We start from the raw sequence: 12,441 nt of genomic DNA, 5'->3' as shown, positions 1-12,441 counted from the left end.
GCCGTGACCGCTCGATATCGCCGGCCCCCCCGCCCCAATACTATTACCCGCCGCGCCCACACCGGTGCGCGTCGCCGCGGGCCCCGCACCCCCCCCCCCGCGAAGGCGGAGGGGGCCTGAGGCCCGGGGGTGGACGCACCACGGCCCCGGCGGATGCCGGGGCCGGAGGCGAGCCAGGAGCGCGAGACGTACAGCGGGCCCCGGGACCGGCGCAGTGGTTCCCGGGGCCCGGTCGGAGCCGGCGAGGTGGGTCAGACCCGCCGCAGAACGGCGACGACCTTGCCGAGGATCGTCGCCTCGTCACCGGGGATGGGCTGGTACGCGGCGTTGTGCGGCAGCAGCCAGACGTGCCCGTCCTCGCGCTTGAAGCGCTTGACCGTGGCCTCGCCGTCGAGCATGGCGGCGACGATGTCGCCGTTCTCCGCGACGGGCTGGCGGCGGACGGTGACCCAGTCGCCGTCACAGATGGCGGCCTCGATCATGGAGTCGCCGACGACCTTGAGGACGAAGAGCTCGCCGTCGCCGACGAGCTGCCGGGGGAGGGGGAAGACGTCCTCGACGGACTCCTCGGCCAGGATGGGGCCACCGGCCGCGATCCGGCCGACCAGGGGCACGTACGACGCGGCCGGCTTGCCGGTGGTGTCGGTCGGCTGGGTGCTCGGCTGGTCCGAACCGCGGACCTCGTACGCCCGCGGGCGGTGCGGGTCGCGGCGGAGGAAGCCCTTGCGCTCCAGGGCCATCAGCTGGTGGGCCACGGACGACGTGCTGGACAGGCCCACCGCCTGGCCGATCTCGCGCATCGACGGCGGGTAGCCCCGCCGCTGGACCGAGTCGCGGATGACCTCGATGACCCGGCGCTGGCGGTCGGTGAGACCGGAGCTGTCGGCCCTGATGCCTGGCGGCCTGCCGGGGAGGGCTCGGGCGGGGCGCCCGGGCTCCTCGCCGTTCATGGCTGTGTCGTTCATCGCGTGCACCGGCTCGAGTCGGCCCTGGGAGCGGTCCTGGGCGGTGATGGTGGCGCTGTCTGCGGTGGTGGTCACGTCGTCGGCCCCTCTCGAATGGTCTCCCTGGCTGGCACAACGGTAGTAGCTTTCGAAAGGTTGCGCCAAACACACGTTCGAGTGAAAATCCGCAGATTGCCCTACGGGTGCGCGGGTGGGGGTGTATGGGGCTGGGGCCAGAGGGGCTGGCCCCGCCCTTACGGTAGCCTTCGCGGCTGGGTTCCCGGGCCCCGGCGCGCCCTCCCAGTCTCCCATCCGCGGAGCACGGGCGCGGCTCCGGGGGCCCCGCGACACGCGGGGGTGTCGCAACGTCCCCAACCCAAGATCTAGTGGTTGGATGTCATCGGCCACCCAGGGATAGTGGTCCCCGGTCTGCCGGGGCGCCGTCCATCGCCTATGCTGGTGGTCGCTTCGAGGGCCTTGACGGGCCTCGCGAGGCTGTTCAGTCGTGCCATGAGGAGAGGGTCGTAACCGATGCACTGCCCCTTCTGCAGGCACCCCGACAGCCGGGTCGTGGACAGCCGCACCACCGATGACGGCACGTCGATCCGACGCCGCCGCCAGTGCACCGACTGCGCCCGCCGTTTCACCACGGTGGAGACCTGTTCGCTCATGGTGGTCAAGCGCTCCGGCGTCACCGAGCCCTTCAGCCGTACCAAGGTCATCTCCGGCGTGCGCAAGGCGTGCCAGGGGCGACCGGTCACCGAGGACGCCCTGGCCAAGCTCGGCCAGCGGGTCGAGGAGGCGGTGCGCGCCACCGGCAGTGCCGAGCTGACCACGCACGACGTGGGTCTGGCCATCCTCGGACCGCTGCAGGAGCTCGACCTCGTCGCGTACCTGCGCTTCGCGTCCGTGTACAAGGCTTTCGAGGGACTCGAGGACTTCGAGGCCGCCATCGCGGAACTCCGCGTGCGGCCTCCCGCTGAGAACGGCGGGACCGGTGCCCCCGAGGTGCCCGTTCCCGCCGGCGCCGCCGACTGACGGCGGCCCGGGCCTGCATGGGCCCGGCCACCGGCCGTGGTACGGCCGTGAAGACCTGCCCCGGGCGACCTGTGCGCTGCCCGTGGGTCAAGCAGTACAGAACGTAGTACAGACGACGGTGCTCTGGGATTATCTGGGCGCCAAAGGGTGTTTTGCCCGTATATGGGAGGCGGCATGACAGAGACGGCGAGCGGCCCGGCACGTGGTTCCCGCACCAAGGGAGCCAAGGCGGCGAGCAAGGGCCTGCGGATCGAGCGCATCCACACCACCCCCGGCGTGCATCCGTACGACGAGGTGAACTGGGAGCGCCGTGACGTCGTCATGACCAACTGGCGCGACGGCTCGATCAACTTCGAGCAGCGCGGCGTCGAGTTCCCCGACTTCTGGTCGGTGAACGCGGTCAACATCGTCACCAGCAAGTACTTCCGCGGGGCCGTCGGCACCCCGCAGCGCGAGACCGGTCTCAAGCAGCTCATCGACCGCATCGTGAAGACCTACACGAAGGCCGGCGAGGACTACGGCTACTTCGCCTCGCCCGCCGACGCGGAGATCTTCGAGCACGAGCTCACCTACGCCCTCCTCCACCAGATCTTCAGCTTCAACTCGCCGGTCTGGTTCAACGTCGGCACGCCGCAGCCCCAGCAGGTCTCCGCCTGCTTCATCCTGTCCGTCGACGACTCCATGGAGTCGATCCTCGACTGGTACAAGGAAGAGGGCATGATCTTCAAGGGCGGCTCCGGCGCCGGCCTGAACCTCTCCCGTATCCGCTCCTCCAAGGAGCTGCTCTCCTCCGGCGGCAACGCCTCCGGCCCGGTCTCCTTCATGCGCGGCGCCGACGCCTCCGCAGGAACGATCAAGTCCGGTGGCGCCACCCGCCGCGCCGCCAAGATGGTCATCCTCGACGTCGACCACCCGGACATCGAGAACTTCATCGAGACCAAGGTCAAGGAGGAGGAGAAGATCCGCGCCCTCCGTGACGCGGGCTTCGACATGGACCTGGGCGGCGACGACATCACGTCCGTCCAGTACCAGAACGCCAACAACTCCGTCCGCGTGAACGACGAGTTCATGAAGGCCGTCGAGTCCGGCGGGAAGTTCGGTCTGCGCGCCCGCATGACCGGCGAGATCATCGAGGAGGTCGACGCCAAGTCGCTCTTCCGCAAGATGGCCGAGGCCGCGTGGGCCTGCGCCGATCCGGGCATCCAGTACGACGACACGATCAACCACTGGCACACCTGCCCCGAGTCCGGCCGCATCAACGGCTCGAACCCGTGCAGCGAGTACATGCACCTGGACAACACGTCCTGCAACCTCGCCTCGCTGAACCTCATGAAGTTCCTCAAGGACGACGGCAAGGGCAACCAGTCCTTCGACGTCGAGCGCTTCGCCAAGGTCGTCGAGCTCGTCATCACCGCGATGGACATCTCCATCTGCTTCGCCGACTTCCCGACCCAGAAGATCGGCGAGAACACCCGCGCCTACCGCCAGCTCGGCATCGGCTACGCCAACCTCGGCGCCCTGCTGATGGCGACCGGCCACGCGTACGACTCCGAGGGCGGCCGCGCGCTCGCCGGCGCCATCACCTCCCTGATGACCGGCACCTCGTACAAGCGCTCCGCCGAGCTCGCCGCGGTCGTCGGCGCCTACGACGGCTACGCCCGCAACGCCGAGCCGCACCAGCGCGTCATGAAGCAGCACGCCGACGCCAACGACAAGGCCGTCCGCATGGACGACCTGGACTCGCCGATCTGGGCCGCCGCCACGGAGGCGTGGCAGGACGTGATCCGCCTCGGCGCCAAGAACGGCTTCCGCAACGCGCAGGCGTCCGTCATCGCCCCGACCGGCACCATCGGTCTCGCGATGTCCTGCGACACCACCGGCCTCGAGCCCGACCTCGCCCTGGTCAAGTTCAAGAAGCTCGTCGGCGGCGGCTCGATGCAGATCGTCAACGGCACCGTCCCGCAGGCCCTGCGCCGCCTGGGCTACCAGGAGGAGCAGATCGAGGCGATCGTCGCCCACATCGCCGAGCACGGCAATGTGATCGACGCCCCCGGCCTCAAGACCGAGCACTACGAGGTCTTCGACTGCGCCATGGGCGAGCGCTCCATCTCCGCGATGGGCCACGTCCGCATGATGGCCGCCATCCAGCCGTGGATCTCCGGCGCCCTCTCCAAGACCGTCAACCTGCCGGAGACGGCCACGGTCGAGGACGTCGAGGAGGTCTACTTCGAGGCGTGGAAGATGGGCGTCAAGGCGCTCGCGATCTACCGCGACAACTGCAAGGTCGGCCAGCCGCTCTCCGCCAAGAAGAAGGAGGACGAGAAGGCCGAGGTGACCGCGAAGACCGAGGCGACGATCCGCGAGGCCGTCGAGAAGGTCGTCGAGTACCGCCCGGTCCGCAAGCGCCTCCCGAAGGGCCGCCCGGGGATCACCACCTCCTTCACCGTCGGCGGCGCCGAGGGCTACATGACCGCCAACTCCTACCCGGACGACGGTCTCGGCGAGGTCTTCCTGAAGATGTCGAAGCAGGGCTCGACCCTCGCGGGCATGATGGACGCCTTCTCCATCGCCGTCTCCGTCGGTCTGCAGTACGGCGTCCCGCTGGAGACGTACGTCTCGAAGTTCACCAACATGCGCTTCGAGCCGGCCGGCATGACCGACGACCCGGACGTCCGGATGGCGCAGTCGATCGTCGACTACATCTTCCGCCGCCTGGCGCTGGACTTCCTGCCCTTCGAGACCCGCTCGGCCCTCGGCATCCACTCCGCCGAGGAGCGTCAGCGTCACCTGGAGACCGGCTCCTACGAGCAATCCGAGGACGACGTCGACGTCGAGGCGCTGGCCCAGTCGGCCCCGGTCGCCACGGAGCTGAAGGCCGTCGCCGCCCCGGCCCCGGTCGCCAAGGCCGAGGTCCCGGCCCCGAAGCAGGCGCACACCTCGGCGGAGCTCGTCGAGATGCAGCTCGGCATCAGCGCCGACGCCCCGCTCTGCTTCTCCTGCGGCACGAAGATGCAGCGCGCCGGCTCCTGCTACATCTGCGAGGGCTGCGGCTCGACCAGCGGCTGCAGCTGAGGCGGCTGACCTGCCGCTGATCCACTGGTGATCGGCGGCAGGTCCGCGGCAGACGGAGGGGATCGACCGACGGTCGGTCCCCTTCGCCGTGTCCGGCGCGGGGGAGTCGGGTCAGACGCGCGGCGCGCCCATCAGCGAACCGAAGGTCTGCGGGTCCGTGTCGAAGCCCCGCGGCAGCGGGCGGAGGGTCCAGCCGGCGGAGGCGTCGCGGACGAACTCGACGACGGTCGCCGCGGTGGCGTCGGACGCGGCGGTGAAGTCGTCCGTCAGGAGTTCGGTGTACCCCTGGCTGACCCGGACGGAGGCTTGGGCGATCCGGCCGAACACCACGCGGCCGCCGCCCTGTTGTATCGCCACGCCGACCACCACGCGGACGTACCGGTCGGCCAGCCGGTCCAGTTCGAGCGTCATCGCCTCGTCGTAGCCGAAGCCCTGTCCCGTACGGCTGTCACGGTGGAGGGTGATCGTCCCGTCGGGGGAGCGGCTGCCGAAGTGGACGAGCTGGGCGGGTGTGCCGTGGGGGTCGTCGGCGGTGAAGACGGCGGCGACCAGATCCAGGTCGTGCGCCGGCTCGCCGGCCGGTGCCGGATCCCACTTGAGCGCCACCTCGACCTTGCCGACCCCCTTGTTGAGTCCGCTCACGGTGTCTCCCCTTTCCCCGTCTCCCCGCGAGGACCCTTGGCACCGGGTCCTTCTTCATGGTGTCACGCAGGTACGACAGTTGGGCCCGCACCGGCCGCCGAGTGCGGTTCCCGGGCGGGGACGTGCCGGATCTCGACGCCCGACTGGCGCGAAAGGAAGGGTGCTTGACGGGGGATCATGCCGGGTCCCCCATCTGTGAGGACGGTCTGCCGGGGCGCTCTTCCGACCCGTACGATGGCGCGGTGCTGGTCAAGTGGATTCGCTGCGCCGTCGTGGACCGTCGAGGCTTCGAGCGGGGGCAGCGGAAGTGGGCGGGGCTGCTCGGGGAGCCGGGTTTCCGGGGGCAGGGCGGTGGCTGGAGCCGGGCCCGTCCCGAGATCGCGCACGTCTTCTCCTTCTGGGAGAGCCGGGCCTTCTACGACTCCTTCATGGCCCGCTCGCACGACCGGCTGGCCGCGGCGCAGTCCGGCACCTACAAGGACGCCCAGGTCAAGCTCTTCGACCACCGCTTCGACGTGAAGACCGGTTTCGAGCCGAAGTTCTCCGACGCGGACGTGGCGCGGGTGGCGCACTGCCGTGTCCACGAGGAGCGCGTGGAGCACTTCGCGCTGATGCAGGAGAAGGTGTGGAACCCGGCGATGGCCGGGTCCCCGGGCATGCTGCGGGGGCTGTTCGGCGAGGCGCCGGGCCACGAGTTCCTGGTGCTCTCGCTCTGGAACTCCGTCGCCGAGCACGGCAAGTACCGCGAGGAGCGGGTGGAGCGCCTCGGCCTGCGGGCGCAGACCGAGGCCGACGTGGCCGCACTCTCGGGTGATGTGGTCCGGCTCGAACCCACCTGGACCGTCTGAGCGTTCAGCCCTCGCTCGGTGTCGTCCCGGCGGGGTCGCCGGGCCGCGCCCCCGCCCGCCCGGGGCCGCGCGGCTCGCGCAGCTCCACGACTACCTGGTGCCCCGGCTGAAGGACCCCGACGCGCCGCTGCTCGCCGTCGTGGGCGGGTCGACCGGGGCCGGGAAGTCCACGCTGGTGAACTCGCTCGTCGGGCGGCGGGTCAGCGAGGCGGGGGTGCTGCGGCCGACCACCCGGACGCCGGTGCTCGTCTGCCACCCCGAGGACCAGCACTGGTTCGCCGGACTGCGGGTGCTGCCGCAGCTCACCCGGGTCTGGCTGCCGCAGGCCGACGAGGAGCACCCGGCGGAGGCGGGCGACGCCGAGGACAACGCGCTGCGGGTCGAGACCGCCGCCACCCTGCCGCGCGGGCTCGCCCTCCTCGACGCCCCCGACATCGACTCCCTCGTCGTCGAGAACCGGCTGCTCGCCGCCGAGTTGATGTGCGCCGCCGACATCTGGGTGATGGTCACCACCGCGTCCCGGTACGCCGACGCCGTGCCCTGGCACCTGCTCCGTACCGCCAAGGAGTACGACGCCACCCTCGTCACCGTCCTCGACCGGGTGCCCCACCAGGTGATCGGCGAGGTCTCCCGGCAGTTCGAGGCGCTGCTCGACAAGGCCGGGCTCGGGGACGTGCCCCGGTTCACCATCCCCGAGCTGCCCGAGTCGACCGGCGGCGGGAGCGGGCTGCTGCCGGAGAGCGCCGTCGCCGCGCTGCGGGGGTGGCTCGCGCACCGGGCCGAGGACCCGGCCGCGCGCCAGCAGGCCGTCTCCCGTACCGCCTCCGGGGTCATCGACTCGCTCGACACCCGCCTCCCCGAACTGGCCGGCGCCGTCGCCGCGCAGTACGCCGCCGCCGTACGCCTCGGCGGCGCCGTCGAGACCGCCTACGGCCGGCAGGCCGCGCGGGTGCGGAAGGAGCTCGGGAAGGGGGCCGTGCTCGCCGGGGACGCCCGGGCCCGCTGGCGCGCCTACCCCCGCGACAGCACCGCCGACGAACTCCTCGACGCCCTCACCGAGTCCCTCGCCGCGCTCCTCCACTGCGCGGTCTCCGCCGCCGAGGAGTCGATCCGGGACGTCCACCGCCGCGAGCCGGCCGCCGGCGCGCTCAAGGCCGTCGCCGGCGGGGACCGGGAGGTCGCCGAGCGGATCGGTCTGGAGGTGCGGCGCTGGCGGCGGGTCCTGGAGGAGCTGGCCGAGGACGAGGTGCGGTCCGTGGAGAAGCCCGCCGGGCGCGCGGGCGCCCGCGCCGCCGTGCCGGACGCCGAGACCGTCGCCGCCCTGCTCGCCGCCTCCCTCCTCGGCGGCCGCCGCGCCCGCCCGGCCGGCGAGCGGCTCGCCGAACTCCTCGGCGCCCAGGCCGCCCTGCGCCTGCGCGACAAGGGCGGCGACCTCGTCCTCACCCACGTCGACCGCGTCCTGCACGCCGAGCGCGACCGCCGCCTCGCGCCCCTCGACGCCCTCGACGTCACCCCCGAGCCGCAGGCGGAGCTGATCGCCGCGCTCTCCGTACTGCAGAAGGAGAAGTGACGTGGCCGAGAAGCCGGTCAGGACGGAGCAGGACGAGGAACGGCGGTGGGACGACGGGCTGATCGCCCGGCGGGCCGCCGAGCGGGCCGCCCCCGAGGAACCGGCCGCCGGAGGGACCGGGACCGGGACCGGGGACGAGGCCGAGGCCGAGGACGCCCGGGGCTTCGGCGGGAGTTACGGCGGCGGGCTGCGGACCCGGCTCGACGCCCTCCACGAGCTCGTCGGGCTCTCCCGCACCCGGGTCGAGAGCGACGCCCTCGCCGAGGCCGGGCGGGTGCTCGATGAGGCCGCCGCCCGGCAGCGGCTCTCCTCCCGGCACACCGTCGTCGCCCTCGCCGGCGCCACCGGCAGCGGCAAGTCGACCCTCTTCAACGCCCTCGCCGGCGTCGCCGTCTCCGAGACCGGGCTGCGCCGCCCGACCACCTCCGCGCCGCTCGCCCTCACCTGGTCGGAGGGGGCCGCCGGGCTCCTCGACCGGCTCGGGGTGCCCGGGCGGCTGCGGCGGCGCCCCCTCGCGGGCGGGGCCGCCGACGCCGACCTCGCGCCCCTCGTCCTCATCGACCTGCCCGACCACGACTCGGCCGTCACCGCCCACCGCGAGCAGGTGGACCGGGCGCTCGGCCTGGTCGACGCGGTCATCTGGGTGGTCGATCCGGAGAAGTACGCCGACGCCGCCCTGCACGAGCGGTACCTGCGGCCGCTCGCCGGGCACGCCGAGGTCACCTTCGTGGTGCTCAACCAGGTGGACCGGCTCGGCGCCGAGGCCACCGAGCTCGTCCTCGACGACCTGCGCCGGCTCCTCGACGAGGACGGCATGGCCCTCGGCGAGCACGGCGAGCCCGGCGCCACCGTGCTGCCGGTCTCCGCCCTGACCGGCGAGGGCGTGCCCGAACTCCGCGAACTCCTCGCCCGGTTCGTGCAGGAACGCACCGCGCCCGAGCGCCGCATCGCCGCCGACATCGACGCCGCGTCCGCCAGGCTGCGGCCCGCGTACGTCGCCGAGGGGCGGTCGGGGCTCGGGGAGCGCAGCCGCGAGGAGTTCGCGGGCCGGCTCGCCGTCGCGGTCGGCGCCCAGGCGGCGGGCGAGGCCGCCGAGCGGGTCTGGCGGCGGGGCGCCATCCGCGCCTGCGGCTCGCCCTGGCTGCGGCTGCACCGCTGGTACGAGCGGAAGCGCTGGCACGGCTCCACCGATCCGCGGCTCACGGTGCCCGCCGAGGACGAGCTGACCGCCCGGCAGCGCGTCGAGCAGGCGGTGCGGATCGTGGCCGACGAGGCGTCACGGGGGCTGCCCGCGCCCTGGGCCCTGGCCGTACGGGAGGCGGCGACGCGCGGCGCGGAGGGGCTGCCCGAGGCGCTGGACGAGCTGACGGTCACCCTCGGCGACCCGGCCGCCCGGCCTCCGCGCCCCGCCTGGTGGCCGGCCGCCGTGCTGGTCCAGGCCCTGATGACGCTCCTTCAGCTGTTCGGCGCGCTCTGGCTGGTCGGGCAGATCGTGGGCGTGGTGGAGCCGGGGCTGCTGCCCCCGGTCCTGATCATGCTGGGCGGGATCGTCGGCGGTCCGCTGGTCGAATGGGCCTGCGAGAGCGCCGTGAAGGGACCGGCCCGGCGGTACGGGCAGGAGGCCGAACGCAAGCTGGCGGAAGCGGCGGCCGCCTGTGGCCGGGCCCGGGTCCTCGACCCCGTCTCGGCCGAACTGCTGCGGTACCGGGAGGTGCGCGAGCAGTACGCGAAGGTGGCCGGGCCCCGGCCCTCGGCGCGGATCGTCGGCGCGGGCGGCCGCGGTGCCGGCCCGCGCCTGGGCGCCACCCGGGCCGGCGCCCGGCTCCGCTAGGACGGCGGACGCCCTCCGCGCGAGCCGCCCGGCCCCTTCCCCGCGGCCCTTGCGCGTGGGCTGTCAAGCCCTCACCCGGGTGGTCGAGTTGTCCACAGCCCGTCGGTCGTCCACAGGCGCCGGCGGGCTTTCCGCGTGCCCGCCAGCATGGTGCCCACCAGGACGGAAGCAGGGACCGGGGAGGGGCACGGAGATGAACGACACGACGGTGACGCTGGTGGGGAACGTGGCGACGGCGGTGGAGTACCGGGACACGGTGGCCGGGTCGGTGGCCCGCTTCCGGTTCGCGGTGACCGCCCGGCGGTGGGACCGCGAGCGGGCGGCCTGGACCGACGGCGCCACCAGCTTCTACACGGTCTCGGCCTGGCGCTCGCTCGGCGCCAACCTGGCCGCCTCGGTCTCGGTGGGCGAACCGCTGGTGGTGCACGGCCGGCTGAAGGTCCGTGAGGACGAGCGCGACGGACAGCGGAAGACCTTCGTCGACATCGACGCCGTCGCCGTCGGCCACGACCTGACCCGGGGCACCTCGGCCTTCCGCCGGACCGCGCGGACCGAACCGGGGGCCGGCGCACAGGCTCCTCCGGGCGCGGGGGAGGGCGACTTGACGGATCGCGAGGCGCCGCCGGGACTCGTCCCGACCGACGGAAAAGACCCCTGGACGGCCGCCGCGCACCGGTTGGTAACCGCCCCCTGACCTTGTGTCGTGGGGATTTGTCGACCAACTCGCCGGGGGTATAACGATTCCGAGACGGAATGGTTATCTCGTCGTATGACCGGGGACCGGGGTCTTCCGCCTCCCTAGGATTCCCGAATACTCATGAGGCACGTGAGCCCATCGAGTCAGTGAGTGCGCTGGCGAGCGCTCCCCCCACGCGAATCGACCACGTTCGCGGAGCCGCTCGCCCGGAGGGGAAATCCATGTTTTCAGTTCGTCGGCCGGGCGCTGCACGCCTCGCCGCGGCGACGCTGGTCGCCGGTCTCGTCGCGTCCGCCTCGATAGCCACCGCCGGTCCGGCCTTCGCCGACGGAGGTGCCACGGCGAAGCTGGGCGGTCTGACCGACGAGGTCGGCACGATCAAGATCACCGAGGAGGACGGTGACGAGTTCACCGAGACCGGTGGCCTCTTCACGATGCAGGTCGAGGGCGGCGGAAACCTCTTCACCTACTGCATCGACCTCTACACCCTGGCGAAGACCGAGTACGACTACAAGGAAGTCGGCTGGGACGAGTCGTCGCTCCACGACAACCCGGACGCCGGCAAGATCCTCTGGATCCTGACCAACGGCTACCCGGAGCAGAAGCTCGAGGACCTGAACGCGAAGATCGGCGCCACGCTCACCAAGGGTGACGCCGCCGCCGGTACGCAGGCCGCGATCTGGACCCTCTCCGACGGCGTCAAGGCGACCCCGCTCGACCCCGACGCCAAGAAGCTGACCGACTACCTCCTGGAGAAGGCGGTCAAGCTCGAGGAGCCGACCGCGTCCCTCTCCCTGTCGCCCGCCTCGGTGAACGGCAAGCCCGGTGAGAAGCTCGGCCCGATCACCGTCACCAGCAGCAAGAAGGAGGGCACCTCGGTCGCCCTCACCCCGGGCGCCCCCGAGGGCGTCAAGGTCGTGGACGAGGCCGGCAACCCGGTCACCACCGCCGGCGACGGCAGCAAGCTCTTCTTCGACGTCCCCGCCGGCACCGCCGACGGCTCCGCCGAGCTGACCGCCTCCCTCACCACCGAGGTCCCGCTGGGCCGCGCCTTCGTCTCCATCGACGGCCCGTCCCAGACCCTGATCCTGGCCGGCTCCAGCGCCTCCACCGTCACCGCCAAGGCCGGCGCGACCTGGGCGAAGACCGGCCCCGTCCCGGCCGTAACGGTCGCCAAGGACTGCGCCAAGGGCGGCCTGGAGATCGTCGCCTCCAACAGCGGCGACGAGCCCTGGACCTTCGACCTGAAGGGCACCTCGCACACGGTCGGCGCGGGCGAGACCAAGACCATCGCCCTCCCGATCGGCGAGGACGAGGCGTACAACTTCACGATCACCGGCCCGAACGGCTTCTCGGAGACCTTCGAGGGCGTCCTCGACTGCAAGACCGCCCCGAGCCCGGAGCCGTCCACCGGCACCCCGTCGGAGACCCCCTCCGGCACCCCGTCGGCCGGCACCCCGTCCGAGACCCCCTCGGCGAGCCCGTCCACCCCGGCGCCCAGCACCACCACGGACGCCTCCACCGGCACCACCGGCACGACCGGCACGACCGGCACCACCGGCGGTGACCTGGCCGAGACCGGCAGCTCCAACGCCACCCCGATGATCGCCGGCATCGCCGTCGCGCTCGTCCTGGTCGGCGGCGGCGCGGTGTTCTTCCTCCGCAAGAAGAAGGCCGCCGGCCGGTAAGCAGGAGAAAGCGTGACGTCACGGGGGGGGCCCCCCCCCGGACGGGCGGGCCCCCGCGCGCCCCGCCGCGCGGGGGGGGGGGCCCGCCCGCCCCGCGCGGCGCCCCCGCGC

9 protein-coding genes are annotated in these 12,441 nt (G+C 72.6%); 7 read left to right on the top strand and 2 right to left on the bottom strand.

The genetic code is table 11. From position 1 onward, the window contains the following. Positions 1-251: 251 nt before the first annotated feature. Positions 252-1,040, bottom strand: coding sequence for a transcriptional repressor LexA (lexA, locus tag ACFW1I_RS36215; RefSeq protein ID WP_031010805.1), 789 nt, complete (start codon positions 1,038-1,040; stop codon positions 252-254). A 435-nt stretch (positions 1,041-1,475) separates the two neighbouring features. Between lexA and nrdR the strand changes: the two genes are divergently transcribed. Then, positions 1,476-1,982 carry a transcriptional regulator NrdR gene (gene nrdR / locus ACFW1I_RS36210; protein WP_319008780.1) on the top strand — a complete coding sequence of 169 codons (507 nt, stop codon included), beginning with the start codon at positions 1,476-1,478 and terminating at the stop codon, positions 1,980-1,982. A 174-nt stretch (positions 1,983-2,156) separates the two neighbouring features. Beyond that, positions 2,157-5,054, top strand: coding sequence for a vitamin B12-dependent ribonucleotide reductase (locus ACFW1I_RS36205; protein WP_384678005.1), 2,898 nt, complete (start codon positions 2,157-2,159; stop codon positions 5,052-5,054). A gap of 111 nt (positions 5,055-5,165) precedes the next feature. On the opposite strand, the gene ACFW1I_RS36200 is transcribed toward ACFW1I_RS36205, so the two are convergent. After that, positions 5,166-5,696 (bottom strand): TerD family protein, encoded by a 531-nt coding sequence (locus tag ACFW1I_RS36200; protein ID WP_384678003.1) that lies wholly within the window; start codon positions 5,694-5,696, stop codon positions 5,166-5,168. A gap of 242 nt (positions 5,697-5,938) precedes the next feature. Between ACFW1I_RS36200 and ACFW1I_RS36195 the strand changes: the two genes are divergently transcribed. The 5 genes from ACFW1I_RS36195 to ACFW1I_RS36175 all read left to right on the top strand — a co-directional run bounded on the left by ACFW1I_RS36195 (position 5,939) and on the right by ACFW1I_RS36175 (position 12,330). Continuing rightward, complete coding sequence (locus ACFW1I_RS36195; protein ID WP_031010816.1) at positions 5,939-6,544, top strand: YdbC family protein; 606 nt, start codon at positions 5,939-5,941, stop codon at positions 6,542-6,544. Next, positions 6,510-8,114 (top strand): dynamin family protein, encoded by a 1,605-nt coding sequence (locus ACFW1I_RS36190; RefSeq protein WP_384678000.1) that lies wholly within the window; start codon positions 6,510-6,512, stop codon positions 8,112-8,114. The genes ACFW1I_RS36195 and ACFW1I_RS36190 overlap by 35 nt, the downstream gene beginning before the upstream one ends. Before the next feature lies 1 nt (position 8,115). Continuing rightward, entirely contained in the window at positions 8,116-9,945 is a 1,830-nt protein-coding gene (locus tag ACFW1I_RS36185) for a GTP-binding protein (RefSeq protein WP_384677998.1), read from the top strand. Positions 9,946-10,138: 193 nt separating this feature from the next. Next, the gene (locus tag ACFW1I_RS36180) at positions 10,139-10,639 is read left to right on the top strand and encodes a single-stranded DNA-binding protein (RefSeq protein WP_384677996.1); all 501 of its coding nucleotides are present in this window, start codon (positions 10,139-10,141) and stop codon (positions 10,637-10,639) included. A gap of 224 nt (positions 10,640-10,863) precedes the next feature. After that, on the top strand, positions 10,864-12,330 hold the full coding sequence (locus tag ACFW1I_RS36175; protein ID WP_384677994.1) for an LAETG motif-containing sortase-dependent surface protein: 1,467 nt from the start codon (positions 10,864-10,866) through the stop codon (positions 12,328-12,330). Positions 12,331-12,441: the final 111 nt, after the last annotated feature.

The sequence above is a fragment of the Streptomyces sp. NPDC058955 genome (genome assembly GCF_042741435.1).
In the GTDB taxonomy this organism is placed as follows: domain Bacteria; phylum Actinomycetota; class Actinomycetes; order Streptomycetales; family Streptomycetaceae; genus Streptomyces.
Note: the sequence above shows the minus strand (reverse complement) of the source record. Positions and strands in the feature narration are given on the sequence as shown.

What these genes read in the sequence shown, in the direction of transcription:
- nrdR (WP_319008780.1), top strand. Translation starts at nt 1,476, where the DNA reads ATGCACTGCCCCTTCTGCAGGCACCCCGACAGCCGGGTCGTGGACAGC.
- ACFW1I_RS36205 (WP_384678005.1), top strand. Translation starts at nt 2,157, where the DNA reads ATGACAGAGACGGCGAGCGGCCCGGCACGTGGTTCCCGCACCAAGGGA.
- ACFW1I_RS36190 (WP_384678000.1), top strand. Translation starts at nt 6,510, where the DNA reads ATGTGGTCCGGCTCGAACCCACCTGGACCGTCTGAGCGTTCAGCCCTC.
- ACFW1I_RS36180 (WP_384677996.1), top strand. Translation starts at nt 10,139, where the DNA reads ATGAACGACACGACGGTGACGCTGGTGGGGAACGTGGCGACGGCGGTG.
- ACFW1I_RS36175 (WP_384677994.1), top strand. Translation starts at nt 10,864, where the DNA reads ATGTTTTCAGTTCGTCGGCCGGGCGCTGCACGCCTCGCCGCGGCGACG.